The following is a 26,716-nucleotide window of genomic DNA, read 5'->3' as shown; positions in this document are numbered from 1 at the left end:
AGGAGGAATGCGTTGCATGAAGAACAAAAGTGTATCAGTCTTGCTTGCCTTTTTGCTGAGTTTTTCTGTCTTATTAACACCGGCTCAGGCGGTAACGACAACTGAGGCCCAACCGGATACGGCTGCCCTGACAGTCAGCAACCCTAACATTTCCATGACAGAAGCCCGCGACATTGAAGTCACGGTAGACTTTGGCTACAGGCCGGATGATCTTAGCAATCTTCAATGGACCTTAGGAGATAAACCGCTTGACCAATGGAAAAAGTGGGATCCCGCAGCGAAAGCTTATTCAGGAGATTCATATATTACAATGAAAGAAGCTCCTGCGTTTGTCGGTGACTCTACCAAAATCAAGGCAACACTTCATTTCGATTTGCTTTATGGTACCAATGATGTATCACCGCGCAGCTTGCGTGTCCTGTATCCTGAGCTTATCAACCATTATGATTTAGCTGTGAAAGACAGTGGGAAAAATAATACGGCAAAAACTTCCTTAAAATTAAACGTATATGATGAATACCTGAAATGGGATGAGATCAAACCTGAGATTGACAAAATCCAAAAAGAAGCAAAAAAGGGACGATACATATCTTATGAACCGCTTGGCAAGTCAGTGGAAGGCCGCCCGATGCATTTTGTCGTCATTGGAAAGGACAAGGCATCCGTCGACCAATATTTAAAAGAAGTTGCCCAGCAGAAAAAAGATAACCCTGAAGAAATGAAGAAAAAGCTGAAACAGGGTAAGCTGAAAAACTACAAGGTGCCGGTCTGGATTAACAACATCCATCCGGATGAATCGCCAGGTGTGGATGCAATCGTAGAAATGTACCGTACATTTGCAACGAAGGATGAAACAACCTATAAAACTACCGATGCCCAAGGCCGTGAAAAGAACGTAACTTTAAACGTGGACAAAACCTTGGATAACGTCATTTTACTTTTCAACTTTACCCAAAATCCGGATGGCCGCTTCCATAATACGCGCCGCAATGTGAACGATTTTGACTTGAACCGGGATAATACGTACCAAACACAGACTGAAACTCAAACTCTTTCAAGAGGGCTTGCGAAGTGGGCACCGATATCTTTGATAGATTTCCACGGTTTCTATAATGAGTTCGTCATCGAACCTTGTACACCGCCGCATAACCCGAATTATGAGTATGACCTCCTAATGGATGGAATGCTGCCGAATGCCCATGAAATGGGGAAGGCGGGGATTGCAAACACGGATTATGACAGTTACTTGATTCCCCTTGAAGATTGGCCGAATAAGTTTGACGATGCCACACCTTCCTATACGTCAACTTTCTCCATGTTCCACGGAGCCATGGGCCATACTGTTGAAATCCCTGACCTGAACGGTGAATCTTATAAAGCGCTTGTTTATGCTGGGCTAGCTGGCGTGAAATACGCTGCAGACAATAAGAGTCGCCTGTTCCGTAATCAGCTGGAGATCTATGCGCGCGGTGTTGCAGGTGAAGATGACCGCGGTGTGGATGAATGGCTGGAAAATCCGGAAGGTGAAGAAATCGGCCGTCCGCGCGGAAAAAACGAAAATTTCTTCCCGGAATACTATGTAATACCTGCTTCAAAAGGTTTGCAAAAAAATGTGATCGAAGCACATAAAATGGCAGAGTATTTATTGCGCAACGGCATCAAGGTTGACAAGCTTAAGACTGAAACGAAAGTCGGAAAAGTGAAATACCCTGCTGGTACGTACGTTGTGAATATGCATCAGGCGCTGCGCGGCTTTGCAAATGCTGTATTATTCAAAGGGGAAGACCTATCAGAGTGGGAGGAAATGTATGCGGAAGTTGTTAATAACTTCCCGGATCTGCGCGGATTCACTACCCATGAAATTCGTGTGGAGTCCGCTTTTAAAGGAAAAACTGCGCCTGTGCAAAAGGTTGTTTTTCCGAAGACTGCCACTCCGGCCAAATCTGACTATTATGTTGTCAAGAACAGCAATAACGAAGCCGTGAAGGCGGTCAATTCCCTGTTAAAGCAAAACAAGGCCGTCGGACAGCTAACAGTAGCAGGCAAAGGCTACAGCATTGGTGATTTCGTTCTGAAAAAGGCAGACCTGGCGCTAGTCCAAAATAAATATTATTTAGATGTAACGACTTATGATCGAAAAGGAAAAACGAAAAAGCTTGTCCAGCCAAAGGTGTTTAACGCGGGAAGCGGGCAGACGAAATTTGTCCTCGGGCAGCTTGGGTTCACGATAGAGAATGATTTAGCCAAGGCTGATGTTATCGTCGACGATTCCGGCCTTGGGGATAAAGAAGCAATCTCAGCCGGTAAACCTTATGTCGGCATCGGATATTCAGCATTGGACTTTGTAAAAAAATCCAATCTCCTTCCAGGATTTGATGTTGCAACCACAACCGGTTCCCGTGCTTACCACGAAGGCCTCGTTTGGGCGGACGTAATCGGGAATAATCCTTTGACTGCAGGTTATGGCAAGCAGGAAAAGCTGTACATTGCTACAGGCTCATGGATTAAATCTATACCTGGTGACGCGACGGTTCTGGCTAAAGTGAATGCAAAGAGTAATTTCTTCATCTCCGGCTGGTGGCCGAAGCATGATGCCTTAAAAGGCCAGGCGATTGCCATCACAAAAGGCAATATCACTCTCTTTGCAAACGACATCACAAACAAAGACCACCCTCAATACAGTTACAGGCTGCTGGCCAACAGCATTTACGGATCTAAGCGCTAATTTTATAGCAAGATTAAGTGGACTAAATAATGTAGACAATGAAAACAAAGCTCTGTAGAGAAGCCTCTGCAGAGCTTTGTTTATGCAACGTGAGAAAGCAGTATTCCATTTGGGGGCAGTCCCCCGGCGCGTTAATCCGTTTATGGAATGGGGACTGCTTGCTGTAATATACAATAAATTCAGAAAACTTATTGAAAAGTTCATCTTAAAATGTTTTAATAAATAGTAACAGCAACTTGTCAGATATGTGATGTCTGAAAGGGGAAAGGTGGACGTGTAAATGTGAAAATTTCCACGAAAAAGGTTTCGGATGCTGTTGTGGAACATATTGAAGAGATGATTGATTCAGGTAAGTTTCAGGCAGGTGAAAAGCTTCCTTCCGTCCGTGAGCTTTGTGAAATGTTCGGGGTGGGCCGTTCAGCCGTCCGTGATGCAATTACAACGCTTAAGGGGAAAGGCACTGTTTATGTAAAGCAGGGTGAGGGCACGTATATTTGTGGATTCGACTCGACAAAATTATTTACGAATCCAATGTCGCTCCCAGGCTCAAGGGACATTAGGGAACTGTTTCAGGTCCGGAAGATTTTAGAGGCTGGCATCGCCGAAATGGCAGCGCTTAACCGATCAGAGGAAGATTTGAAAGTAATCGAAGAAATTCTCTATAATCAATCAAATAATGGGTGGGAATCTGATTACAATCTCCATGCTGCGATAGCAAAAGCCACTGGAAACGAAATCATCATCCAGTTAATCCAATTCATATCAACGATGATGAAAAAAGCGATGATTGACTTTCATAACTATATCCAAATAAACCCTACAACGGTTAAGACCATCTCAGAACAACATAAGAGCATCTATGAAGCAATTAAGCTAGCACAACCTGGCATTGCAAAGCAGAGGATGATTGAACATCTGGATTTTGTCGAGAAAGAATTGTCACAAAGCCTTGTACTGCAGAACCCATAAACTAAGACTTTTTTTGCGAATTCGAAGAAACGTTGTTTGTTATTACGCAACAAGGAGGTATCTGATTTGATAACAGCAGATCTTTTAACAGGATTACAATCTTTTTTACCCCAGGACCAAGTCATCGAAGGGGGAAAACAAAGCCATCCCCTTGGCAACAGCGGCCAGGTGACAGTTTTTCCAAAATCGGAAGAAGAGATTGCCAGCGTTTTAAAATACGCTAACGATAACGGCAAAACAATATATGTAGAAGGCGCCGGGACAAAAAAAGGATTTGGCGGCTTGACTGAATCCGCAGATATCCTGCTTTCATTAGCTGAATATAAAGGAATTGTTGAACACGTTCCCGGAGACATGACATTAACAGTGAAAGCGGGCACGTGTTTTGCGGAGCTGCAGGATTATTTGGCACAGTATAAACAAAAGATTGCGCTGGATCCTTTTGTACCGGAATCATCAACAATAGGCGGTATCATTGCTTCGAATGAAAGCGGTCCCAAGAGGCTTGGTTATGGATCCGCAAGGGATGCCGTCATAGGGCTCCGGATTGTGTACCCTGATGGAAAAGTCATCCGTGCAGGCGGAAAAGTGGTGAAAAACGTTGCCGGGTATGATATGAACAAGTTATTTATCGGCTCTATGGGCACGTTGGGGGTTGTTTCTGAAGTAACCATAAAACTCCGCCCGCTGCCAAAGTATGAAAGTCTTATCCTACTGTCATTCCCCGAGGGGAATTTCGAGCAGATACGCGCGTTTGCCATCAAGCTTCTGGATTCAATGATGGAGCCCGTTTCACTTGAACTGATGAGCCCATCCTTATCAGAGAGATTGACTGGGAAAACCAGATACACATTAGCAATTGGCTTTGAGGATGTGGAAAACTCTGTCCATTATCAGGAGGAGTTTGTTAGAAACATCCAGCCGGATAATTCTGAATTGGAAATTCTGATTAAGGAGCATGCACAACGTTTTTGGGATAATTTTTATTCAATCGCACCTTATCCTGCGGCGCATGGCGGAAGTAAAGAAACAAACGCTGTCTTGAAAATCGGAGTCATCAACCTTGATGTTCTTAATGTATTGAAAGAAAGCCAGATTCTCGGAGACTCCCACAATCTTCTCGTAGAAGCTCACGGAGGCCTTGGTCATGGATTATGCCAGGTCAATCTTAAAGGGGCTGGTGAAGACGTCGTTTCAGCGATACACGAGGTAAGAGATGCCATCACGAAGCTGGGCGGATATGTGGTTGTCAAACATTTGCCATTTGCCCTTCGCAAGGAAGTCAGCGTATGGGGCGACAAACCGGCGCATTTCTTCATGTTGGAAGGCATCAAAACAAAGGTTGATCCGAACAGAATTCTCAATCCAAAACGATTCGTGGGAGGGATTTAATTATGAGTGTAAAAGAAGTGGATTTAAAGCAAGACCCTGCCTGCACAACCGGCTTAAGCAACTACCTGTGGAGCGACCATCCGGATGAAAACAAGTGGGCAGATTGCGTCCACTGCGGAATGTGCCTGGAGTCATGCCCGACTTATGAAATTACAGGCCAGGAGCAGCATTCTCCACGGGGCCGGGTCCATTTGATTAAATCGGTTGCAGAAGGAAAACTGGCTGTCAATGAACAGTTTATGGATCCGGTATTTGCATGTCTTGACTGCCGTGCCTGTACCACCGCTTGTCCAGCTGATGTTGATGTGGGCGGCCTTATTGAAGAAGCCCGTGGCCAGATCCGCCAGGCAATGCCATTGACGGGCTGGAAAGGAACAGTAAGCAAGGTGGTCTTAAAGGGTTTGTTCCCGCATCAAAACCGTTTGAATTCAGTCGGCAGCCTGCTTAGGTTCTACCAAAAGAGCGGCATGCAAAAGGTCGTCCGCAAGACAAAGCTGATTAATATCATGCCGCAGCACCTGGTTGATATGGAAGCAATCATGCCTGAAGTGAAGGAACCAGTCCGTAAAAAATATAAAAATGAAAACGTCATCAAAGCCAAAGGGGATACAAAGGCTGAAGTTTCATTCTTGACAGGCTGTGTAATGGACGTGATGTTCAGCGATATTAATGAAGCAACAATAAATGTATTAACCCGGAACGGAAATGATGTAACCATCCCGAAAAACCAAACATGCTGTGGTGCGCTCCATGTTCACGCGGGTGATCGTGAAACAGGAAGAAAGCTTGCAAAACAAAACATCGAAGCATTTAAAGATTCTGATAAAATCATAGTAAACGCTGCCGGATGCGGCTGTATGCTGAAGGAATATGGTGAATTGTTCCGCGAAGTGGACACTGAGTGGCATGAAAAAGCAGAAGAGTTTGCAGCAAAAGTGGAAGATATTTCGAAATACCTGCACGATACAGGCTATGAAAAACCGAAAGCAGAATTGAACACTCGCATCACTTACCATGATGCATGCCACCTTGCACATGGCCAGGGTGTACGCCAGGAACCGAGGGATCTCTTGCTTAATATTCCGGGTGTGGAAATGGTGCACATGCCGAATTCGGACCGCTGCTGCGGGAGTGCCGGAATCTACAACATTACGAATCCGGAAATGGCGTCGGAAGTTCTTGAAAACAAAATGCAAAATGTTCCTGAAGATGTTGAGATGATCTCCATGGGCAATCCGGGTTGCATGCTGCAAATGGCAATGGGCGTTCAAAAACAGGGAAGAAACCAAAAAGTAGTGCATACGGTCCAGCTGCTGGATTGGGCCTATCAAAAAGAGGACGGCAAGAAGGAGGGGCATTGATGGCGGTAAAGGGAATCAAATCAAAAGATAAACATATTATCAATCTCGCAAACATTATCGGGGATGCGCGTTCGATTTTATATCATACAGAAGATTTAATTGCCTATGATTGTGACGGCTTCACGCTTCACAAGCATTTGCCAAAAGCGGTGGTGTTCCCCAAAAATACCCAGGAAGTTGCAAACCTCGTAAAATATTGTTCCGAGAATCAATTGCCATTCCTGGCCAGAGGAGCCGGAACGGGCTTAAGCGGCGGCGCCATTCCGCTAAATGGGGAAGTAATTATTAGTTTAGTAAAAATGAAACGGTTATTAAGTGTAGACCTCGAAAATCGGCGGGCAGTGGTTGAACCAGGGTTTGTCAATTTAAAACTGACCAATTCCATTGCCGACAAAGGCTATTATTATGCACCCGATCCATCCAGCCAATATTGCTGCACCATCGGCGGAAATGTCGCTGAAAATGCCGGCGGCGCCCATTGCTTGAAGTATGGCGTTACCACGAACCATATTCTTGGACTTGAGGTTGTCATGCCGAACGGTGAAATCGTGGAAATCGGCACTAACGGGATACCTGATGCACCTGGCTATGACCTCCTTGGCCTTCTCACAGGGTCAGAGGGAACCTTGGGCATTGTCACAAAAATAACCGTACGAATTTTGAAAAATCCAGAAGCGAAGCAAACCGTTCTGGCCTATTTTGACCGGGTTGAGGATGGAAGCCAGGCTGTTTCCGACATCATTTCCGCAGGGATTGTTCCTGCAGCGCTCGAAATGATGGATAAAGTGGCGATAGAGGGTGTGGAAGCCGCAGCTTTTCCTGTAGGCCACCCGCGCGACATTGAAGCGGTCCTTCTTATTGAAGTGGACGGAATTGCTGCCGGCCTTGATGAGCAAATCAACCACATCCTCGAGGTATGTAAAAACAGGAATGTCCGGGAAGTCAGGGCAGCCAAGGACGAGGCAGAACGAGGGAGATGGTGGGCAAACCGCAAAACAGGATTTGGCGCAATGGGTGCGATTTCGCCGGATTATTTGGTACAGGACGGTGTCATACCGCGGAGCAAACTGCCTGAGGTATTAAATAACATCAATAAAATAAGTGAAGAATACGGACTGCGTATTGCTAATATTTTTCACGCGGGGGACGGAAATCTGCATCCGCTCGTTCTTTTCGATGCAAGAAAGCCTGGTGAAAGTGACCGGGCGTTGGCAGCAGGAAGCGCCTGCCTGCAGGTTTGTGCGGATGTCGGCGGCACCATCACCGGTGAACACGGTGTTGGCATTGAAAAGCGCGAGGAAATGCGCTTTGTATTCTCAGACGAAGAAATTAACGCTCAAACAGATATTAGGGAAGTATTTAATCCTCATAATCTATTGAATGCCGGCAAGCTGTTCCCAATGCCGGGACGCTGTGTGGAAATAAAACGGGATTTGAAAGAGAAAGAAGCGGCAATTTCTTAGAATGTCATAGTGTCAGGGGTATCACCCTTTAAAGGAGATTGGTCCCCCTGGCAGATTTAAGTTTTAAGGGAATACATAAAAACTTTACAGGCATGTAAAGAAATCAGGAAGTTTAAGAAATTTTATGAAAATTATTGAATTTCCGCTATACAACATGCTATCATTTTTTTAAACGAATAAATTGAAACGGTGTTTTGTAATAACAAACAGTTGTTATTGACCATTCTTTATAACACGTTAACTAAAACACTGTTAAAAACTGGATCTCAAGAGGAGGAGCGTATCTATGACTCAATATGTGAAAACAGGAAATCTACAAGTAGCCCAGGAACTCTATGATTTTATTAATTCAGAGGCCCTTCCTGGAAGCGGTCTGGATCAGGAGAAATTCTGGAAGGGTTTTGAAGAGCTCGTAGCCGATTTAACCCCAAGAAACAAGGAATTGTTGGCAATCCGAGATGAAATCCAAGCCAAAATCAACGCCTGGCACCGTGAAAATAAAGATTTCGATTTCGCCGCATATAAGTCATTTCTTCAGGAAATCGGCTATCTGGAACCCGAAGTTGAGGATTTCAAGATTACGACACAAAATGTGGATGATGAAATTGCTTACCAGGCAGGGCCTCAATTGGTTGTTCCGGTGAATAACGGACGTTATGCCATTAATGCTGCAAACGCGCGTTGGGGAAGCCTGTATGATGCGCTTTATGGAACGGACGCAATCAGTGAAGAAGGCGGAGCCACTCGTGGTGGGGGTTATAACCAAGTTCGCGGAGAAAAAGTAATCGCATTTGCCAGGGATTTTCTCGATCAAACAGCCCCTTTAAACGGCGCCTCCCATAAAGATGCTGTAGGTTATTCGGTTGCAGATGGCAAGCTGTCTGTTTCCCTGAAAAATGATGAAACGACAGGATTGAAGGAAGAAGAAAAATTTGCAGGATATCAGGGAGATCAGCAAAATCCTTCCGCTTTATTGCTCAAAAACAACGGCCTGCATTTTGAAATCCAAATTGACAGGGACCATCCAATCGGCAAAACAGATGAAGCCGGGGTGAAGGATATTTTGTTGGAATCCGCCACGACTACAATCATGGATTGCGAAGACTCCGTGGCTGCTGTTGATGCTGAAGATAAAGTGCTTGTATACAGGAACTGGCTAGGCCTAATGAAAGGTGACCTATCTTCTACTTTCATTAAAGGCGATAAACAAATGAAAAGGACACTGAACCCGGATCGCATCTACACATCCCCATCTGGTGAAGAATTGGCGCTTCGCGGCCGTTCACTTATGTTTGTCCGCAACGTGGGGCATTTAATGACAATCAATGCGATCTTGGATGCCAATGGAGATGAAATCCAAGAAGGAATTTTGGATACGGTCCTTACCAGCTTAATCGGAAAACACACTCTGTTAGCAAACGGACAATACCAAAATTCAACAAAAGGTTCAATCTATATTGTTAAACCGAAAATGCACGGCTCTGCGGAAGTAGCATTTGCGAATCAGTTATTTGACCGCGTGGAAGACATGCTGGGGCTTGAAAGAAACACCCTAAAAATCGGGGTCATGGATGAAGAGCGCCGGACTACATTGAACCTGAAGGCTGCCATCAGCAAGGTTAAGGACCGGGTAGTATTTATCAATACCGGATTCCTCGACCGTACCGGCGATGAGATCCACACTTCCATGGAAGCAGGTCCGATGATTCCGAAAGGTGAAATGAAAGCATCTAAATGGCTACAGGGCTATGAGCAAAACAACGTTCAGGTCGGACTTACAAGCGGCTTCCAGGAGCGTGCGCAGATTGGTAAGGGAATGTGGGCAATGCCTGATATGATGGAAGCGATGCTTCAACAAAAAGGAGCCCAGCTTCAAACAGGCGCCAATACGGCTTGGGTGCCATCGCCAACCGGTGCTACGCTGCATGCTTTGCACTACCATCAAATTGACGTTAGACAGGTGCAAAATGAGAAGCTCGGTGAAAAAGTGGAGCTTCAGGATGATATCCTGGAAATCCCGGTGGCAAAAAATTCAGCACTGCGCCCGGAAGAAATCCAGCGAGAGTTGGATAACAATTCACAGAGTATCCTCGGATATGTTGTCCGTTGGGTGGAACAGGGTGTCGGATGCTCAAAAGTGCCTGATATCAATAACATCGGTTTAATGGAAGACCGCGCTACTTTGAGAATTTCATCCCAGATTATGGCTAACTGGCTGCATCATGGCATTTGCACAAAAGAACAGGTACTGGAATCTTTAAAGCGAATGGCTAAAGTTGTTGATGAGCAGAACGCTGGGGATGCTTTCTACCGAAATATGGCTCCAGATTATGACGGATCAGTAGCTTTCCAGGCTGCATGTGACCTTATATTTGAAGGATATGACCAGCCAAACGGCTATACGGAGCCAATCCTTCACAAGAGACGTATCGAAGCAAAGGCTAAGTTTGCCGTAAAGCAATAAATAAAAGACGCTGCAGAGTAAACATAGGCTGACTCAGGAAATAAGGGGTCAGCCTATGTTATACGTTTGGTTCCTCTGTTTCTTGTTACAGGCAAGGAGCACGAGGGAGTTTTTTACCTGTTGAATTGGAGGTACTCAACTCGGGATATCAATAGTGTATAAAGCTGCTTTAAAAATCGGTGTGGACCGCAACTGGAAAAAGGAATTAGAAAACATAGTTTTGAGAGGATGGACTGAGATGAAATTCACAAGATTTATGCATAATTCAACGGTTTATACCGGTATAGTAGAAGGAGAGGCAATCAAAGAAATTTCAGGTGATATGTTTGCCGATTGGCAATACACGGGGGAAACATTTACTCAATCTGAAGTAAAGTTTCTGGCCCCGCTTTTACCGAACCAAATCATTGGAATCGGTGCCAATTATGTGTCAAAAGTGGAAGACCTGCCGTCTGAGCTTCCGGACATCCCTGTATTCTTCTTCAAGCCTACATCATCGGTTATTGGGCCTGAGGAAGAAATCATAATCCCGCAAGGAATCGATGAAGTGAAATTCGAATCCGAATTGGCCATCGTCATTGGAAAGGAAGCAAAAAATGTCCCTGAGTCAGAAGTGCTGGATTATGTGTTTGGGTATACCGTCGGAAATGATGTTACCGCCCCTCAATTCTTCCATCAGGATGGCCATTGGACAATTGGTAAATCCTTTGACACCTTCACGCCCTTAGGCCCGGTAATTGAAACGGAGCTGGATCCTTTCCAGGTTCGAGTGGAAGCAAAACTCAATGGTGAAGAAAAACAAAACAGCGCCACTGAATTAATGATTATCCCGATAAGAAGAATGATATCTTATCTTACTAATGTGCTTACACTTAAACCGGGAGATGTAATTCTGACCGGAAGCCCTGTCGGTGCAGAGCTGGTTGGGACCGGTGACGAAATTTCTTGTGAAATCAAAGAGATTGGCGCTCTCCGCAATACTTTCGCCGCTGTGAAAGAAAGCACAAAAGCGTAAACGATATGCCAAATGCCCGGTAAAAGGGATATGCTATAATAGCATGTATTATGCTGAGTACCTCCGAGGTGAACAATGATGGATAGAGAAAATATGGTAAAATCCGTGAGCCGGGCATTGGATATCATTACACTGGTGAGCCTGAAAAAAGGCGGGCTGGGCGTAACGGAAATCGCCAAGCAAATAGATATTAACAAAAGCTCAGTCTATCGGATCCTGTCTACACTGGTCCAATATGGATACATTGAACAGGATGCGGGTACCGGTCGCTATAAGCTGGGATACAAATTCCTGGAAATTAGTTCTAAGCTGCTGGAATCAATTGATCTGCGTACTGAAGCAATGCCTTTTCTTCAGGAGTTGGAAAGTGAAACAAATGAAGTGATTCATCTCGTGGTATATGACCAGGGAGAAGTCGTCTACATTGAAAAGCTGGAAGGAAACGAAACCTTGCGCATGCATTCGAAAGTCGGGAAAAGGGCTCCAATGCACTGTACATCAGTGGGAAAGGCCATCCTTGCCCATTTGCCAGCCGGTATTGTATCGGATATCCTTGAACGAAAGGGATTGCCGAGACATACAGACAAAACGATTACGGAAAAAGAAACTTTTCTGCAGGAATTAAAATATGTGAAACAAAAAGGCTTTGCTCTTGACCTGGAAGAAAATGAACACGGAATTACTTGCATTGCTGTACCGATTTTTGATCATCTGGGAAAAGTGATTGCGGCTGCAAGTATATCCGGACCAACCATGCGCATGACCGATGAACGATTGGATCATCTTCAAGAGCGGATGCTTCATTTTGGCAAGCAAATTTCAGCAAGGCTTGGATACGAAAGCAGGATAAGTTAAGGAAATTGCCCGACTTCTTTGTAAAAAAGAAATGTCGGGCAATTTTTTTATATTTTATAAATTTAATTTTCTAAAAATTGTTGTAATTGTGAAGGTACTCTTTGTATAATAGGGTTAGCACTTGTTATACAACATGAATTTATCGTTATATAACAATATACTTTATCCATGTTGTTTTCTTCATATAATCAGAGGGAGGGAGATACTTTTAATATATGCTTGATGACCATGCATTCTTTTTCCTAAAGTGAGGGTCGTTCTACATTGAAACCGCTCACAAATGCTAGTCTAGTTACTTCTTAGAATATCTGTATACAACACAGTCATCATATGACCTGCTTACCATAAAAAGACTGACTAATAGGAAATAATGTAAGTTGATGACACGCTAAAGGGGGATTATGTTTATGAGTACAGGAATGTTAGCTATTTTATCTCTTTTACCAATTCTTGCCGTTGCAATATTTCTTGTGGGCTTGAGATGGCCTGCCAGTAAAGCGATGCCACTCTCTTATTTAGTCGCCCTTGCCCTTGCTTTATTCGTTTGGAAGGTGCCTGGGTCAACAGTAGCGGCCGCTTCCGTTAATGGGCTAGTTGTAGCGGGAACGCTTTTGTACATTATTTTTGGTGCGATTTTACTATTAAATACTCTGCAGGAAAGCGGTGGAATCAGGACGATTCGCCAGGGATTTACCGATATTTCGCAAGACCGGCGCATTCAGGTTATTATCATAGCGTGGTTGTTCGGTTCTTTCATTGAAGGTGCATCTGGGTTTGGTACACCTGCAGCTGTAGCGGTCCCGTTATTAGTTGGACTAGGATTCCCTGCGATGGCAGCAGTAGTAGCCGGGATGGTCATTCAAAGTACGCCTGTTTCCTTTGGGGCTGTTGGAACGCCAATGCTGGTTGGAGTTCAAACGGGCCTGTCGGCTGACGCAAGCATTACAAATAACTTTTTAGCTTTAGTTACGGACATCGCCGGTAAAGTAGCGATACTGCATATGATATCCGGGACTCTTGTACCATTATTCGTTGTAGCGTTAATGACACGTTTCTTCGGGAAAAACAAATCTTTTACAGAGGGGATCAAGGTTTGGAAATTTGCCCTGTTTGCGGCATTTGCCATGACGGTTCCATATGTAATTGTTGCAAATGTGCTCGGTCCGGAATTTCCATCAATGGTTGGTGGTTTAGTTGGATTGGCCATCGTAGTTTTTGCAGCTAAAAAAGGTTTCCTTATGCCAAAAGAAGAAGCTTGGGATTTTGAAGAAAAATCTAAATGGGATCCTGAATGGACTGGTAAGCTCGAAATCCAGGATATTGCCCATAAGAGCGGCAATATGAGTATGGTCCGAGCGTGGGCACCCTATATCTTAGTCGGTGTTTTCTTAGTATTATCCAGATTAAAAACGCTTCCGATATTAGGCTGGCTGCAATCATGGACCGTCAAATTTGAAAATATTTTTGGGTCGGCCATCACAGCAAGTTTTCAACCATTGTATTTGCCGGGAACCATCTTTATTCTGGTATCGATTATTACATTCTTCATCCATGGCATGGGTGGAAGCGCATACAAAAACGCGTGGGCACAATCAGGGAAAACAGCCCTTGCTGCTTCAACAGCCCTCATTTTTACTGTTCCGATGGTTCAAGTATTTATCAACACAGGAAGCGGTGAAGCTGGGTTTAAGAGTATGCCAATCGAACTTGCAAATGGAGCGGCAGCATTAGCGGGTGATTTCTGGCCATTCTTTGCCACTTTCATTGGCGGTTTGGGAGCATTTATCGCTGGTAGTAATACGGTTAGTAATATGATGTTTGCTTTATTCCAATTCAATGTAGGGACGCAAATCGGTGTGGATGCCACCTGGATCGTTGCCCTTCAGGCGGTAGGCGGAGCCGCTGGAAATATGATTTGCGTACATAACGTCGTGGCTGCCTCAGCTGTAGTCGGCCTGGTCGGCAAGGAGGGAGCCGTCATCAGGAAAACGTTATTCCCGTTCGCATATTATGCATTGCTTGCAGGATCGGTCGGATACTCCATTGTTTGGTACTCGCAAAAGGGAATCTTTAATATTGGTTCCTTTGTAGCTCTGGGCATTGCCATTGCTGCAATATATATCATTGCAACGAATCGAAAACGGGCAAATCTGCTTCTGTCTCATACTGCACCATTGAAATCAGCAAAGTAAGGCAGCTCTGCTGTTAAGGATAAAACATGAAAAAGGATGGCCTCGGCCATCCTTTTTCATGTTTTGAACTTACATTAAAGGCATTCCTTTGCCAGCCTATGGCATAGTTTTTCAAGTGTGAATCTGGAAAAATAAGTGGGCAGGAGAGCTGATAACCAAGGATAAATATTTGTAAACAAAATTTATTTTTGTTAAAGTTTAGGCCGTATCTGCCATCAAATTCATTAAAGGAAAGGGGAATAGAATGAAGAAAATATCAAATGTATTTTGGATCTCTGTGGTGTTTTTAATTATTTTAGTCATAATGGGAGTATCACTTCCGGAGTGGTTCGAAACAGCAACAGCAAATGTGGGGAATTTGATAACTTCCAGTTTTGGATGGTATTATTTAATATTAGTTTCTGCCATTGTGATTTTCTGTATCTTTTTAATAGTGAGCCCGTTGGGGATGATTCGATTAGGGAAACCTGATGAAAAACCAGAGTATTCCACCATTTCTTGGTTTGCTATGTTATTTAGCGCCGGCATGGGAATAGGGCTTGTTTTTTGGGGAGCTGCGGAACCGCTATCCCACTTCGCTTCTGACCCGCCGCTTGCGGAACCCGGTACAAAAGAAGCTATTAAAGAATCTATGCGATATTCTTTTTTCCACTGGGGGATACACGCTTGGGGGATTTATGCACTCGTTGCGCTGGCTTTGGCGTATTTTAAATTCCGCAAAAATGAACCTGGATTGATAAGCGCAACATTGACGCCATTATTAGGGAAGTACGCAAAAGGAAAAATTGGCATTATAATTGATATTTTAGCAGTGCTTGCTACTGTTATCGGAGTTGCAACCACTTTGGGTTTCGGAGCTGCTCAGATTAATGGAGGGTTAGCTTATTTATTTGGCATTCCTAAAAATCTCACAGTTCAGGTTATTATCATAGGGGTTGTCACCATATTTTTCATGATTTCTGCGTGGTCAGGTCTAGGTAAAGGGATTAAATATCTGAGTAACACGAATATCGCGTTAGCAATTGGATTACTTTTACTTATGTTTATTGTAGGTCCCACCATCTTTATACTAAATTTGTTCACGGATACACTTGGGTCGTATTTACAAAACATCATTCAGATGAGTTTCAGAATGGCACCTGTAAGACCTGAAGATCGTGAATGGATCAATAGCTGGACTATTTTTTATTGGGCATGGTGGATTTCATGGTCTCCTTTTGTAGGGATTTTTATAGCTCGCGTGTCGCGTGGAAGGACTATTAGGGAATTTTTGCTTGGTGTGTTGCTTTTACCAGCATTGGTAAGTTTTTTATGGTTTGCTGTCTTCGGTACCTCCGCCATTGATGTCCAACAAGCAGGCAATGTAGATTTAACAAAACTCGCAACTGAGGAAGTATTATTTGGCATGTTCAGCCAATTTCCACTATCCGATATTCTTTCAATTATTGCTGTGGTTTTAATCGGAACCTTTTTCATTACATCAGCTGATTCGGCTACTTTTGTTTTGGGCATGCAAACAACTTTTGGTTCGTTGACACCTCCCAACTCAGTAAAACTGACATGGGGGATATTGCAATCAATAGTGGCCATCATCCTGTTATACAGCGGGGGACTGCAAGGTCTCCAAAATGCATTGATTGCAGCCGCCTTACCTTTCTCGGCTATCATGATCCTGATGGGGATTTCCTTGTATAAATCGCTTATGAAAGAAAGAAAAGAGTTAGGATTATATATAAGACCCCGGACAAAAAAACCGACAAAAAACGACTGAAATGGACGCCTGTAGCAACCATAGGAACCCTGCGTTCTCGGTAGGTAGACACATTTCATGGCATTGTAAGAAATCGGATTTAATATGCGTGTGCTGACCTTAATTTAGGTGATGCTAATTTTTTACTATTGAAGCAACAAGGTTCAAAAGCTTGCATCCAACAAACGGTACTTATGTTGAAGATTGCCTATTTTTGATTTAATTTGTAATAAACCTGTAATATTCCTGTGATGCTATTGTCAACAATTTTCAGTAAACTAAGTTTAGCAAAGCACACCAGGGGGAATATAAATTGTTCAAGAAAATTATCGCAGCATTCTCTATCGCATCTGTCATAGCCACTGCCACTGTTGCACCAACCATGAGTGAAGCGGCTACTTATCATAATAAAGCAATTTCAGTTGCCAAAAGCAATTTAGGAGTTAAATACAGATGGGGCGGCATCTCGCCTAGCGGTTTCGATTGTTCAGGTTTAATTAAATATTCTTTTTCCAAGGCTGGAAAGACTCTTCCAAGAACAGCCGCACAAATGCAACAAACAGGGAAACGTGTCAGCTCAAGTTCATTAAGAGCGGGAGATTTGCTGTTTTATGCACCAAATAGAGCATCAAGAGCAACCCATGTTGCCATGTATGTAGGCAGCGGAAAAGTAATCAACTCTTCTTCATCAAAAGGCGTTTCTTATTTCTATACAAATAATTCTTACTGGAAACCAAAGTTCATTGGAGCAAAACGTATATAAAAGAATTAGAACCATTGTTGACTGCACCCGATTATATAATCGGGTGCAGTTTTTATGCCCAAATTTTATAGTGCTGAGAAGATAGAGGAACACGACCCTGAATTTGGTTATTAGCGCCGTGGCATTTTTTCCAAGGTATAATCTTCACGTCCGGCCAATTCTTTCGCCATCTTTTCAGTGTGTTTTCGTAAATCTCCTTTGAGATAAGGGTCTTATTTTCCGTACATTCATCCGAAAAGATCGTCTAAGCCATAGTGAGATAGGAGCGTAGATTTTATAACTGCCATTTTTTTCGGCCTGATTCCCAAGGAAGTCGTGGTTGTCAGCCAGCTGTTGATGGCATCTTCCAAGGATACGTAAGTCTTTTCATTCTACCGTTATTTTACAAAATTGTTAAAATAAATAATATAATGAATCATGAAGGAATTCAGGAGAGGTGATGTTTTTCTTGGCAAAAACTATATTTATAGACCCGGCTGGGACGAATAAGGAAGATGTACAAATAATCGCTGACAAGGTAATGAAACTGGTTCATTCTTATTTTTCATCGGCTGAACAACACCCCGTTTTACCACAACATGAAATTACCAGCTTCAGTAACATGCCTGAACAAGGCCTTTCGGTTGAGGAAATCCTGCACCAAATAAAAATAATTCTGGGCAACTCGATGAATCCTTACCATCCGAAGTATATCGGACATATGGACTCCATTCCGACATTGATGTCGGTTCTTGCAACCCTGATTAGTTCATCGCTGAATAACAATATGCTCAGCCATGAAATGTCCCCGGCTTTTTCGGAAATGGAAAAGCAGGTCATCAAAGAGATGGCATTAAGGTTTGGCTATGGGCAAAATGCAGGCGGGGTGATGGTAAGCGGGGGAAGCCTGGCGAATCTTCAAGCACTGGCTGCAGCGAGAAATCATGTGCTAAAAGTCAAAGAAAAAGGCCTGGTTTCATTAAAGAATAAACCGGTAATTCTTGCTTCTGAAGTGGCCCATACATCTATACAAAAGGCGGCGATGCTTTTGGGGATGGGGACAGAATCGGTAATCGCCATCAAGGTGGATGCTAAATTTGAAATGTGTCCGGATGATTTGGAGAACGCAATCTGCAATGCTTATGATGAAGGGCAATTCCCCTTTGCTATTGTGGCGACAGCAGGAACAACCGTAACAGGAAGCATAGACCCTTTAGAACAGCTTTCCTCTATTGCAAAGAAGCATAATATTTGGTTCCATGTCGATGCTGCATATGGGGGCGCCCTTGTTTTTTCAAAGGATTTTAGGCAATACCTTTCCGGGATTGAAAATGCAGATTCGATCACTTTCAATCCGCAAAAATGGCTGTACATAGCAAAAGCATGCGCCATTGTCCTGTTTAAAGAAGAAAAAATTTTACACGAGGACTTTCAGATTTCCGCGCCATATATGAATGACAGCGAGTCTATTAATCTAGGGGAAATCAGTGTGCAGGGAACACGCCATGCAGATGTTTTAAAACTGTGGTTATCCTTCCAGCAAATCGGGGTGGAAGGGTATGAAGAACTTATACATTCCGGTATGGCGAAAACCCAATACTTTGTGCACCAGATCAGGAGGAGGCCATACTTGCAGCTGGCAGCTGAGCCCCGGCTGAATGTATGCTGCTTTAGGGGGAGGCCTGAATTCATTTCTGAGGAAAGGCTTGATGTATGGAATACCGAGTTGCAAAGCTTCCTATTAAAACATAATATATTTTTTTCATTGCCTGTGTTAGGAGGAGGCCGCTGGCTCCGGGCTGTACTGCTAAATCCTTATACAAATGAGGAAACGATAGATGAAATATTTGGCAAAATCGACCTTTTTTATTTGGAAAATAAGAATTTATTAACAAAATAAATGGTGAAGGGTAACAAAATTGCATCCTTCATAATAGTTAGATAGAATTAGCAAGATAGCATAAATAGAAGAAAAGGGGATACATATGATACATCGTACGGTACTCGTTAAATTTGCGGAAACGACAACTGCAGAACAACTGCAGGAAGTGGTCACCCGCTTTAAAGCATTAAAAAATCATCTTACAGGGATTGTGGACCTGCAGGCAGGCTTGAATGTAGGGAAAAGCAAGGAATACCAGGTAGTTTTAGTGGTAAGATTTGAAGACAAAGCAGCCCTTGATGCATATGTATCAAATGAGGAACACCAGGCTGTCGCTGCATTCATACAAGATGTCGGCAGAGTGGACAGCATTGGGGTGGATATTGAAATTTAGGTTCAAATGGATTCGGATTCCAAACCTAAATGGAATCAAGAAGAGGCATTCCCCATAAGTGCCTGGCTCTGTAATCATACAAACATATGGTGAGATCCCCTGGTTTGTTGTCCATATTATGTTTTGGCGGTGCCAGCAGTTTTCTCTGGGACCGCCTCTTCATTAATTCAAAGCCTTTTTTTATATTATTTGCTTTTATTAGATCATAAACCTAGTAAAATAAGAACGGCCTTGCATATCGTCCTGGACTGCCAGAATTCTTTTAGTTTTTTCATACACTAAGAATGCCAACTCTTCTAATATTTCATTCTATTATCGAGCTTAACCATATATTCCATCAGTAAGATGAGTCTGACAAGAGAAGGCAATTGGAAATAATCCATTTATATTACCGTTTGATTTTACGGCACAGGTTTTGCAGCTCGCTTAAAGTGAAGCTGTATATCTGCCGGTCGGTTTGTTTGAAAGCCCCTGCGTGCAAAAGTTTCTCAATGTAGTATTTTTTCACTTTTGTAATCGCAGTATGCAGTTGATTTGACATGTCAGGACACTCCTTTAATTCCGTCATTTTGCACGGTTCTTAAGAGCTCATGGGTTCGGGTTCCTGCCAACTCCATCAATTCCTCAAGAAGCTGGTCCCTCAAAATATCCAACTGGATGATTTTTTCCGCTAACCGGATTTCTTTAGAGTCATACTTCATCGCCTTGCCTTCTTTCGCATTTTTTAGATCAGAATCAGGAGGAGCGGCAGCATTACGGACAAAAATATGGCCGAGGTTGTCATCGCAATGCATCCCAGCGCCCCTTCCTCATCCCCCCAAAGGAGTGAACGGTTGGCACCAAGCATTTGGGCGGAAGTGCCCATTGCAAGCCCTTTGGCCGCTTTGCTGGTAATCCCGGCCTTCTTAAGCAAATGCGGTCCACATATTACAGAAAACAGACCGGAGAATAGGACAAAGAACACCGTGATTGTAGTAGCGCCCCCAAGGCCGTTTGAAACAGATAATGCGATTGGAAGCGTTACAGAACGCGGAATCAAGGAAGCCAACACTTCATGGTTAAAATGAAATAGCTGGGACATTAGGAAAACAGACAAAATGCCCAATATTGTCCCGGCGAGCACTCCTGAAAAAATTTTCTTGAAGTTTTTCATCAATAACGGCCATTGCTTATATAGCGGTACGGCAAAAGCCACAATCGATAATTGTAAAAGCTGCTCGAAAATAAAGCTTCCCTGCTGGTATGCTTGGTATGGAATATGGAATAAAAGCAGAAACGCCAGAATGAAGATGGTGGAAGTATATAAGGGGTTCAGCCAATTCTTTTTATACTTCCGGTATATTTTCAGGCTGATCATATAACATATAATGGTTGACGCCATACAAAAGACAAGGCTGCCCAGCAAAGAAATCATTTGTGGATCCTCCTTTTGCGTTTTTCAAACCACTCTACAGAAAAGGCAGTTCCCAGCAGGCAGCATAAGCTGCTGACAATTAAAGCCGCGATAAAACTCCAATCAAAAAGCGGTATTAGGTTCGGGGATAGGAACAACCCGATAACAAGCGGCACAAATAACAAAGTCAAATGTTTGATCTGGAAAGCAGCGGCCTTTTCAACCCATTCCAACTTCGCCAATCCGGCAATCAATGCCCCAAGCAACAAAATCATTCCAATCACGCTTCCCGGAATCGGAAGGTGAAATATTGTGCCGAAAAATTTGCCAAGCAGGAGAAACCCTGTAATGATACATAGCTGAATGATCCATGGCATGTATTTTGTTCCCTCCCTGGTTGATTTTTTTTAGAATAAAACACTTTTTGAAGGACTTCAGCAAAAATGTAAGAATTCCTGACAATGTTTTTTGGTCATAAATTAGGATTTGGTAAGAAAAGCTGACTTTGAGGATAAGAAAGAAACAGCTGCAAATCTGATAATCGGCTTAATAGCTGGTTGACGGTAAGGAAGTGATTTATAATGGAAAGAAAAACGGTTATGGGTGGAATATCCAATTCTTGTCCGCCCATGGAATTGGAAAGGTTATAGAGGTATTTCATATGAAAAATAGTGCACAATTAATAGAAACGTATTTAATAGCTTTCATTGGAGGGTATCTATTTTTCCTTTTTCAATGGCCCCTGCCCTGGATTCTTGGGCCAATGACGATAATGATCTTATGGAAATCGGGGACTAAGCGGAGTTTGGTCTCGACCCGTTTTTTCACAAATGCGGGCTTATGCGTGCTGGGCATCTATTTTGGCCAATCGTTTACAAAAGCGACATTTACTACTGTTACTCCATATATCATACCGTTTATAATGCTCACGCTGTTATTGATCACATTAAGCGTGGTTAACAGTATATTTGTCACGAAATATATTAAAGTCGATCCCGTGACAAGTGTACTGGGCTCCATCCCGGGAGGCTTGCCTGAAATGGTCGCAGCAGGCGAGTCGCTGAAAGCCAATACCTCGATGGTCGTCGTATTTCAAACCATACGCTTATTGACCGTAGTCTTTTTAGTCCCGTTCATTGTCATCCATCTCTTTGTCTCAGATAGTGCAGATGCCGTACAAATGATTGGCAGGCAAGGAAGTACAGACGTTTGGAGGTATGCATTCTATATTCCGGGAATTGCCCTGGCATGGATTTTGAGGAATAAGCTGCCCGCTTCTTTTGTAATAGCGCCGTTATTCATCACTGCCATCCTGGGTGTAAGCGGAGTGAGCTTGGGGATGTTTCCATCATGGATGCTGGTGGCGGCGCAAATTACCGTTGGGGCGAATATGGGGACCAAAATAACGGTTAAGGATTTAAAGCTTGGAGGAAAATACAGCGGGATTTATTTTGGACTGACAATCCTGCTGATTTTCCTGTCTTTTGGGATGGGGTATTTATTTTCAGTGCTCACCCCGCTATCGCTTACAACGGCGATATTAAGCTTTGCACCCGGAGGACTTGTGGAAATGGTTCTCACCGCAAACTCCGTAGGTGCCGATCCGGCTGTTGTCAGCTCCCTGCAATTCATTAGGCTTCTTTTTATCATTCTTTTTGTTCCTGGCATATTGAAATGGTTTTTTAACAGAAAACGGGCAAAAATGCATTTGTAACGGGTCATACTTTCCGGGGAAAGGAAATCAAAAACGTTGTCCCTTTATTGATTTCACTTTTGACCGAAATCGTTCCATTCATTGCCCGAATGATACTGTATACAACCATCATGCCAAGGCCGGTTCCCTTTCCTTCTTTAGTAGAGTAATATGGCTCGCCAAGGCGGTGGATTTGTTGTTCGGACATCCCGACCCCTGTATCCGAAATCGTTATCAAGATATTTGTGCCTTTATTCATAGTCTTTACATATAGTTGCCCGCCGGAAGGCATTGCCTCGATGCAATTTTTAATAATATTGAAGAAACATTGATGGAATTTATGCCGGTCACCCTGAATTTGTCCCGGCAATGTCAAATCGGTCTTCACCTGGACTGAATTCAGATTAGAAAGCGGCTGTAATATTTTCAAAGTATTATTTAATTCCTCGCTCACGTTTATTTCTTCAACGGAAATAATGGAGGGCTTTGAAAACGTCAGATAGTCGCGTATGACCGTTTCTGCCTGGTTTAACTCCTGCAATGCAATCGAAAGGTACTCCTTTTGTGTTTGCGCAAGATTATCGTCTTCTGACACAAATTGAACAAACCCTTTTGCAGAAGTCAGGGGATTGCGGATTTCATGGGAGATGGCAGCTGCCATATGCGTGACGGCTTCCATCTTCTTCGTTTTTTCAATTTGTTGGCGAAGATACAAATTCCTGTTTATCGTTTCGATTGTGTAAGCCATAATGAATGTGCAAATTGCAGGAATAAACACGAACCCGATCCACGTTTCAATACTATGATATATACCGAAGAAATAGCTGGTAGCTCCCATAATCATTAATGACAGCCCTATTGAGTATGAAACGGAGACAAGCATCCGATGATGTTTTTTTTGTCTTAAGAAAAAAGTATGGCCCAAACAGGAGAAAAGGGTAAAAAGAGTGAAAATGGACACCGAAATCCAAAAACCCAAATCGATTCCCAATAAACTGCGGGCCAATATGATTACGGACAGGAGCTGCCAGCCTGTTCCGAGATAAAGTGTACCAACAATCAAAGGAACCTGCCTGAGATCAAAATATAAATTTTCAAATACTTTATTTGTCAGAAATATACACACTAAGATAGAAAGCATAAAATAATACATGGAGAGGCGACGGGGTAACTCACTGATATCCTTTCGATCCAAATGGATTTGAAAAAAGAAAAGGATCACTAATAATAGAGAAAGATTGAGTAACAGCTGCTTGGTCATTTCCATAGTTTCACCGCCTCAAATACTTGTTTCCAATATTTTATATGATAACCGGCAAATCTGCATGTGATTTTTCTACTGTTCCAATGTTTAAAACCATTCTGGAGGATATGCTGGGAATAAACAACTTATATCAAACCGTATATTTTAGGGAGATAAAATGATATGGGAACAGAGATTCCGGATATTTATGACAGTGAAATGAATCATAGAGATGTTTGCGAGAGAGGGGAAGTCCATCAAAAAGGGTATTGGCACAAATCCTTTCACTGCTGGTTTTACCAAATCGAAAACGGGGCTGTATTCCTTTTGTTCCAGAAAAGGGATTGGAGAAAGTATATCTTTCCAGGTTTATTGGATATCACGGCTGCAGGCCATTTGGAGGCGGGTGAACGGCCTGAGCAAGGAATCAGGGAAATACATGAAGAAGTGGGACTTTATCTGGCAGCTGTCCGAGCTGGTCCCTAACTGGGAAAAATTGTCCGGAATATGTCGTATTTCCCTGGATTCAATTTCCGAATTAATATCAGGTACATACAAGCAGTGAAACTAGCTGGATATGGATACAATGAACATGAGAAACTGCAGTACATGGAAAGAAAAGCAGTCCGAACAGATTTCGTTCCCCACGGGCCGAATTATTATCACAGTATAATCGGCGGATATAAAATAAAGAAAATATGAATTCCATTCCAACCTATCTACATATAACCTATAAACATCTGCCTCTATCAAGTTACATAAAAATCAATGATTTGATTAAGCTCCTCCAAATACAATTTAGCCATTGTGCTCAATTGTGTTTTTTTATGCACGACCCAGCCCACTGTAATCATTTCTCCTTCTTCAAGCGGAACAGATACAATATTTGAACCATTTAAATCCTCGCTTAGAATACCGGTGGATATGGTATAGCCGTTCAACCCTATCAATAAGTTAAACAGGGTTGCCCGGTCACTGACCTGGATGCTTCTCTTACTAGGAACAGTGCTAAAAATCTCTTCAGAGTAATAAAACGAATTAAATTCACCTTGTTCAAAGTTTAGACGCGGATAATCTTGTAAATCTTCTAAAGAGACTGATGCCTTATTCGCAAGAGGATTCTGAGAACTCACAAAGATATGGGGAGTTGCCTTAAAAAGTGCGTTAAACACTAACCCCTGCTCCTTTAACAGCTGCATCATCACTTTTTCATTAAAGGGGCTAATATACAAAATACCTATTTCACTGCGTAAATTCTTGACGTCTTCTATGATTTCATACGTTCTGGTTTCCCTCATAGTGAATTGGTACTTATCTGCTCCATACTTTTTTATCATTTCTACAAATGCATTAACAGCAAACGCATAATGCTGTGTTGAGATAGAAAATAGTTGCTGGGACGGAGCAGTATTGAAATAGCGGCGCTCCAGCAGCTCAACTTGTTCAACTACCTGCCTGGCATACCCAAGAAACTCAGCCCCGTCTGATGAAAGCGTAATACCGGTGGATGTACGGGTAAAAAGGGAAATGCCTACTTCTTTTTCAAGTTCTTTTATTGCTTTTGATAAACTTGGCTGCGATATATATAATCTGCGAGAAGCCTCATTAATAGAACCACACATGACAATTTCAATGAAATATCTCAACTGCTGCAACTTCATACGCCCTCGTTATCCTTTCCAATCGATTTATAAATCCATTGATATGTATGGATGAGAAACCTTTTCTATTTTTATTTCGTTATTCTACCCTTAACCCGATATGAATTTCAATTAAATATGACGCTGTTATATTACTACGAAACCCCGTTTACCTCTTGTGGTCTTTTTTAGGTGAGCAAAATAAGCTGGACCTGCTACTAGAAATAGAGGAATTGTTAAAAAAGGTGATGTATCAAAATGAATGACTATAGTCGATATAGCTTTTAGTTATAACAACTAATTGCTTTTATCAGTTACACTATATCACTTTAAACATGATAGGATACAAACATCAAAGAAATAAAAATGAAAAGAGTGATTTTTTATGCAAACACTAAATAAATCTAAAAACCATTCCATGGTTTTTCGTGCAGACCAAGTTGGAAGTTTATTGCGATCAGATGTAATTAAAAAAGCGCGCCTGCAAAGGGCTAATGGCGAGATATCATTAGAACAATTACGTAAGATTGAAGATGAGGAAATTGCAAGAATTGTGTTGAAACAGAAAGACGCAGGCCTTCAGGCCGTTACTGATGGAGAATTTCGAAGAGCTTGGTGGCATTTTGATTTCCTGGAAAATTTAGTTGGGGTTGATGGATTTTGGTCAGGAAACGGAATTCAATTTCAACAAAAACAAACAAAATCCCGCGGGATTAAAGTAACAAGCAAATTAGACTTTGGAAATCATCCTATGCTGGAAGATTATAAATATCTTCACCGAGTAGCTGAAGACCATGTAGCAAAATTTACAATTCCAAGTCCCAGTATGCTTCATTTCCGTGGAGAGATTGATAAGTCAGTCTATCAGGATGAAGAAGAATTCTTTGATGATTTAGCCAAGACATATAAAAAAGGCATACAAGCTTTTTATGATGCGGGTTGTCGGTATCTGCAGCTTGATGATACTTCTTGGGCTTATTTATGTTCAGAGGAACAAAAAGAACAGCTTCGCGCAAAAGGAACGGATCCTGATCACTTAATCAAAATGTATTTACATACCCTGAACAAAGCAATAGCGGATCGACCGGATGATTTAAAAATAACGATGCATATTTGTCGTGGGAATTTCCGCTCAACATGGATTTCTTCTGGTGGATACGAACCGGTTGCAGAACAATTATTTGGACATTTAGATATTGATGGTTTCTTCTTGGAATATGACAATGATCGTTCAGGCGGGTTTGAACCACTTCGTTTTGTAAATAGATCAGATTTAAACATAGTTTTGGGCTTGGTCACTTCAAAATTTGGTGAATTAGAAAGCAAGGATGAAATTAAAAAGCGAATTGAAGAAGCAGCACAATTCGTGAATTTAGATCAGCTATGCTTAAGTCCTCAATGCGGGTTTGCATCAACGGAAGAAGGCAACTTATTGACAGAGGAACAACAATGGGCAAAACTTCAGCATGTTGTGGAGATCTCGAGGGAAGTGTGGAAATAAGTAAAATTTATTAAAGACCAAAAAAGACCAAAAGGAGGAATG

22 protein-coding genes and 1 pseudogene are annotated in these 26,716 nt (G+C 42.6%); 16 read left to right on the top strand and 7 right to left on the bottom strand.

The window, feature by feature from the left end; genetic code table 11:
- The first annotated feature begins 16 nt into the window (after nt 1-16).
- The 11 genes from D0466_RS00660 to D0466_RS00610 all read left to right on the top strand — a co-directional run bounded on the left by D0466_RS00660 (nt 17) and on the right by D0466_RS00610 (nt 16,949).
- Entirely contained in the window at nt 17-2,725 is a 2,709-nt protein-coding gene (locus D0466_RS00660) for a M14 family metallopeptidase (RefSeq protein WP_158555764.1), read from the top strand.
- Nucleotides 2,726-3,007: 282 nt separating this feature from the next.
- The gene (locus D0466_RS00655; RefSeq protein ID WP_233522481.1) at nt 3,008-3,694 is read left to right on the top strand and encodes a FadR/GntR family transcriptional regulator; all 687 of its coding nucleotides are present in this window, start codon (nt 3,008-3,010) and stop codon (nt 3,692-3,694) included.
- A gap of 66 nt (nt 3,695-3,760) precedes the next feature.
- Nucleotides 3,761-5,086: an FAD-binding oxidoreductase gene (locus D0466_RS00650; RefSeq protein WP_117320630.1), complete on the top strand. Its 1,326-nt coding sequence runs from the start codon at nt 3,761-3,763 to the stop codon at nt 5,084-5,086.
- A gap of 2 nt (nt 5,087-5,088) precedes the next feature.
- Entirely contained in the window at nt 5,089-6,447 is a 1,359-nt protein-coding gene (locus tag D0466_RS00645; RefSeq protein ID WP_117320629.1) for a (Fe-S)-binding protein, read from the top strand.
- Nucleotides 6,447-7,910 (top strand): FAD-linked oxidase C-terminal domain-containing protein, encoded by a 1,464-nt coding sequence (locus tag D0466_RS00640; protein ID WP_117320628.1) that lies wholly within the window; start codon nt 6,447-6,449, stop codon nt 7,908-7,910. Before D0466_RS00645 ends, D0466_RS00640 begins: the two co-directional genes overlap by 1 nt.
- A 286-nt stretch (nt 7,911-8,196) precedes the next feature.
- Nucleotides 8,197-10,374, top strand: coding sequence for a malate synthase G (locus D0466_RS00635; protein WP_117320627.1), 2,178 nt, complete (start codon nt 8,197-8,199; stop codon nt 10,372-10,374).
- A gap of 238 nt (nt 10,375-10,612) precedes the next feature.
- A complete protein-coding gene (locus D0466_RS00630; RefSeq protein ID WP_117320732.1) occupies nt 10,613-11,389 on the top strand; it encodes a fumarylacetoacetate hydrolase family protein in 777 nt (258 codons plus the stop codon).
- A 78-nt stretch (nt 11,390-11,467) separates the two neighbouring features.
- Nucleotides 11,468-12,244 (top strand): IclR family transcriptional regulator, encoded by a 777-nt coding sequence (locus D0466_RS00625; protein WP_117320626.1) that lies wholly within the window; start codon nt 11,468-11,470, stop codon nt 12,242-12,244.
- A gap of 407 nt (nt 12,245-12,651) precedes the next feature.
- Nucleotides 12,652-14,436, top strand: coding sequence for an L-lactate permease (locus tag D0466_RS00620; protein WP_117320625.1), 1,785 nt, complete (start codon nt 12,652-12,654; stop codon nt 14,434-14,436).
- Nucleotides 14,437-14,680: 244 nt separating this feature from the next.
- Nucleotides 14,681-16,207 (top strand): glycine betaine uptake BCCT transporter, encoded by a 1,527-nt coding sequence (locus tag D0466_RS00615; RefSeq protein WP_117320624.1) that lies wholly within the window; start codon nt 14,681-14,683, stop codon nt 16,205-16,207.
- 292 nt (nt 16,208-16,499) lie between these two features.
- Nucleotides 16,500-16,949, top strand: coding sequence for a C40 family peptidase (locus D0466_RS00610; RefSeq protein WP_233522480.1), 450 nt, complete (start codon nt 16,500-16,502; stop codon nt 16,947-16,949).
- Nucleotides 16,950-17,176: 227 nt separating this feature from the next.
- Here the strand turns inward: D0466_RS00610 and D0466_RS23520 are convergent.
- A pseudogene (locus D0466_RS23520) lies at nt 17,177-17,305 on the bottom strand (hypothetical protein); the annotation flags it as partial.
- An 83-nt stretch (nt 17,306-17,388) separates the two neighbouring features.
- On the opposite strand from D0466_RS23520, the gene D0466_RS00600 reads away from it, so the two are divergent.
- Entirely contained in the window at nt 17,389-18,828 is a 1,440-nt protein-coding gene (locus D0466_RS00600; RefSeq protein ID WP_117320622.1) for a pyridoxal phosphate-dependent decarboxylase family protein, read from the top strand.
- An 85-nt stretch (nt 18,829-18,913) separates the two neighbouring features.
- A complete protein-coding gene (locus D0466_RS00595) occupies nt 18,914-19,204 on the top strand; it encodes a Dabb family protein (protein ID WP_117320621.1) in 291 nt (96 codons plus the stop codon).
- A gap of 388 nt (nt 19,205-19,592) precedes the next feature.
- On the opposite strand, the gene D0466_RS00590 is transcribed toward D0466_RS00595, so the two are convergent.
- Genes D0466_RS00590 through D0466_RS00580 form a run of 4 tightly spaced genes read right to left on the bottom strand, consistent with a single transcriptional unit; the run spans nt 19,593 to nt 20,974 of the window.
- On the bottom strand, nt 19,593-19,745 hold the full coding sequence (locus D0466_RS00590; RefSeq protein WP_158555763.1) for a Fur-regulated basic protein FbpA: 153 nt from the start codon (nt 19,743-19,745) through the stop codon (nt 19,593-19,595).
- Between the two features lies 1 nt (nt 19,746).
- Complete coding sequence (locus D0466_RS22470) at nt 19,747-19,905, bottom strand: hypothetical protein (protein ID WP_199484476.1); 159 nt, start codon at nt 19,903-19,905, stop codon at nt 19,747-19,749.
- A 23-nt stretch (nt 19,906-19,928) separates the two neighbouring features.
- Complete coding sequence (locus tag D0466_RS00585) at nt 19,929-20,618, bottom strand: LrgB family protein (RefSeq protein ID WP_117320619.1); 690 nt, start codon at nt 20,616-20,618, stop codon at nt 19,929-19,931.
- A complete protein-coding gene (locus D0466_RS00580; protein ID WP_117320618.1) occupies nt 20,615-20,974 on the bottom strand; it encodes a CidA/LrgA family protein in 360 nt (119 codons plus the stop codon). Before D0466_RS00580 ends, D0466_RS00585 begins: the two co-directional genes overlap by 4 nt.
- A gap of 284 nt (nt 20,975-21,258) precedes the next feature.
- On the opposite strand from D0466_RS00580, the gene D0466_RS00575 reads away from it, so the two are divergent.
- Complete coding sequence (locus tag D0466_RS00575; RefSeq protein ID WP_117320730.1) at nt 21,259-22,311, top strand: AbrB family transcriptional regulator; 1,053 nt, start codon at nt 21,259-21,261, stop codon at nt 22,309-22,311.
- Between the two features lie 4 nt (nt 22,312-22,315).
- Here D0466_RS00575 and D0466_RS00570 read toward each other — a convergent pair whose 3' ends face one another.
- Nucleotides 22,316-23,557, bottom strand: coding sequence for a sensor histidine kinase (locus D0466_RS00570; RefSeq protein ID WP_117320617.1), 1,242 nt, complete (start codon nt 23,555-23,557; stop codon nt 22,316-22,318).
- A 159-nt stretch (nt 23,558-23,716) separates the two neighbouring features.
- On the opposite strand from D0466_RS00570, the gene D0466_RS00565 reads away from it, so the two are divergent.
- Nucleotides 23,717-24,019, top strand: a complete 303-nt coding sequence (locus D0466_RS00565; RefSeq protein ID WP_117320616.1) for an NUDIX hydrolase — start codon at nt 23,717-23,719, stop codon at nt 24,017-24,019.
- A 263-nt stretch (nt 24,020-24,282) separates the two neighbouring features.
- Here the strand turns inward: D0466_RS00565 and D0466_RS00560 are convergent, their stop codons facing one another.
- Nucleotides 24,283-25,194, bottom strand: a complete 912-nt coding sequence (locus D0466_RS00560) for a LysR family transcriptional regulator (protein ID WP_117320615.1) — start codon at nt 25,192-25,194, stop codon at nt 24,283-24,285.
- Between the two features lie 364 nt (nt 25,195-25,558).
- On the opposite strand from D0466_RS00560, the gene D0466_RS00555 reads away from it, so the two are divergent.
- The gene (locus D0466_RS00555) at nt 25,559-26,674 is read left to right on the top strand and encodes a 5-methyltetrahydropteroyltriglutamate--homocysteine S-methyltransferase (protein ID WP_117320614.1); all 1,116 of its coding nucleotides are present in this window, start codon (nt 25,559-25,561) and stop codon (nt 26,672-26,674) included.
- Nucleotides 26,675-26,716: the final 42 nt, after the last annotated feature.

Origin of the sequence: Peribacillus glennii (assembly GCF_003429105.1) — a bacterium.
Lineage (GTDB): Bacteria > Bacillota > Bacilli > Bacillales > DSM-1321 > Peribacillus > Peribacillus glennii.
Note: the sequence above shows the minus strand (reverse complement) of the source record. Positions and strands in the feature narration are given on the sequence as shown.

What these genes read in the sequence shown, in the direction of transcription:
- D0466_RS00595 (WP_117320621.1), top strand. Translation starts at nt 18,914, where the DNA reads ATGATACATCGTACGGTACTCGTTAAATTTGCGGAAACGACAACTGCA.
- D0466_RS00625 (WP_117320626.1), top strand. Translation starts at nt 11,468, where the DNA reads ATGGATAGAGAAAATATGGTAAAATCCGTGAGCCGGGCATTGGATATC.
- D0466_RS00570 (WP_117320617.1), bottom strand. Translation starts at nt 23,557, where the DNA reads ATGGAAATGACCAAGCAGCTGTTACTCAATCTTTCTCTATTATTAGTG.
- D0466_RS00645 (WP_117320629.1), top strand. Translation starts at nt 5,089, where the DNA reads ATGAGTGTAAAAGAAGTGGATTTAAAGCAAGACCCTGCCTGCACAACC.
- D0466_RS00565 (WP_117320616.1), top strand. Translation starts at nt 23,717, where the DNA reads ATGGGAACAGAGATTCCGGATATTTATGACAGTGAAATGAATCATAGA.
- D0466_RS00600 (WP_117320622.1), top strand. Translation starts at nt 17,389, where the DNA reads ATGTTTTTCTTGGCAAAAACTATATTTATAGACCCGGCTGGGACGAAT.
- D0466_RS00620 (WP_117320625.1), top strand. Translation starts at nt 12,652, where the DNA reads ATGAGTACAGGAATGTTAGCTATTTTATCTCTTTTACCAATTCTTGCC.
- D0466_RS00560 (WP_117320615.1), bottom strand. Translation starts at nt 25,194, where the DNA reads ATGAAGTTGCAGCAGTTGAGATATTTCATTGAAATTGTCATGTGTGGT.
- D0466_RS00555 (WP_117320614.1), top strand. Translation starts at nt 25,559, where the DNA reads ATGCAAACACTAAATAAATCTAAAAACCATTCCATGGTTTTTCGTGCA.
- D0466_RS22470 (WP_199484476.1), bottom strand. Translation starts at nt 19,905, where the DNA reads ATGAAGTATGACTCTAAAGAAATCCGGTTAGCGGAAAAAATCATCCAG.
- D0466_RS00640 (WP_117320628.1), top strand. Translation starts at nt 6,447, where the DNA reads ATGGCGGTAAAGGGAATCAAATCAAAAGATAAACATATTATCAATCTC.
- D0466_RS00590 (WP_158555763.1), bottom strand. Translation starts at nt 19,745, where the DNA reads ATGTCAAATCAACTGCATACTGCGATTACAAAAGTGAAAAAATACTAC.
- D0466_RS00580 (WP_117320618.1), bottom strand. Translation starts at nt 20,974, where the DNA reads ATGCCATGGATCATTCAGCTATGTATCATTACAGGGTTTCTCCTGCTT.
- D0466_RS00660 (WP_158555764.1), top strand. Translation starts at nt 17, where the DNA reads ATGAAGAACAAAAGTGTATCAGTCTTGCTTGCCTTTTTGCTGAGTTTT.
- D0466_RS00615 (WP_117320624.1), top strand. Translation starts at nt 14,681, where the DNA reads ATGAAGAAAATATCAAATGTATTTTGGATCTCTGTGGTGTTTTTAATT.
- D0466_RS00635 (WP_117320627.1), top strand. Translation starts at nt 8,197, where the DNA reads ATGACTCAATATGTGAAAACAGGAAATCTACAAGTAGCCCAGGAACTC.
- D0466_RS00630 (WP_117320732.1), top strand. Translation starts at nt 10,613, where the DNA reads ATGAAATTCACAAGATTTATGCATAATTCAACGGTTTATACCGGTATA.
- D0466_RS00585 (WP_117320619.1), bottom strand. Translation starts at nt 20,618, where the DNA reads ATGATTTCTTTGCTGGGCAGCCTTGTCTTTTGTATGGCGTCAACCATT.
- D0466_RS00575 (WP_117320730.1), top strand. Translation starts at nt 21,259, where the DNA reads ATGAAAAATAGTGCACAATTAATAGAAACGTATTTAATAGCTTTCATT.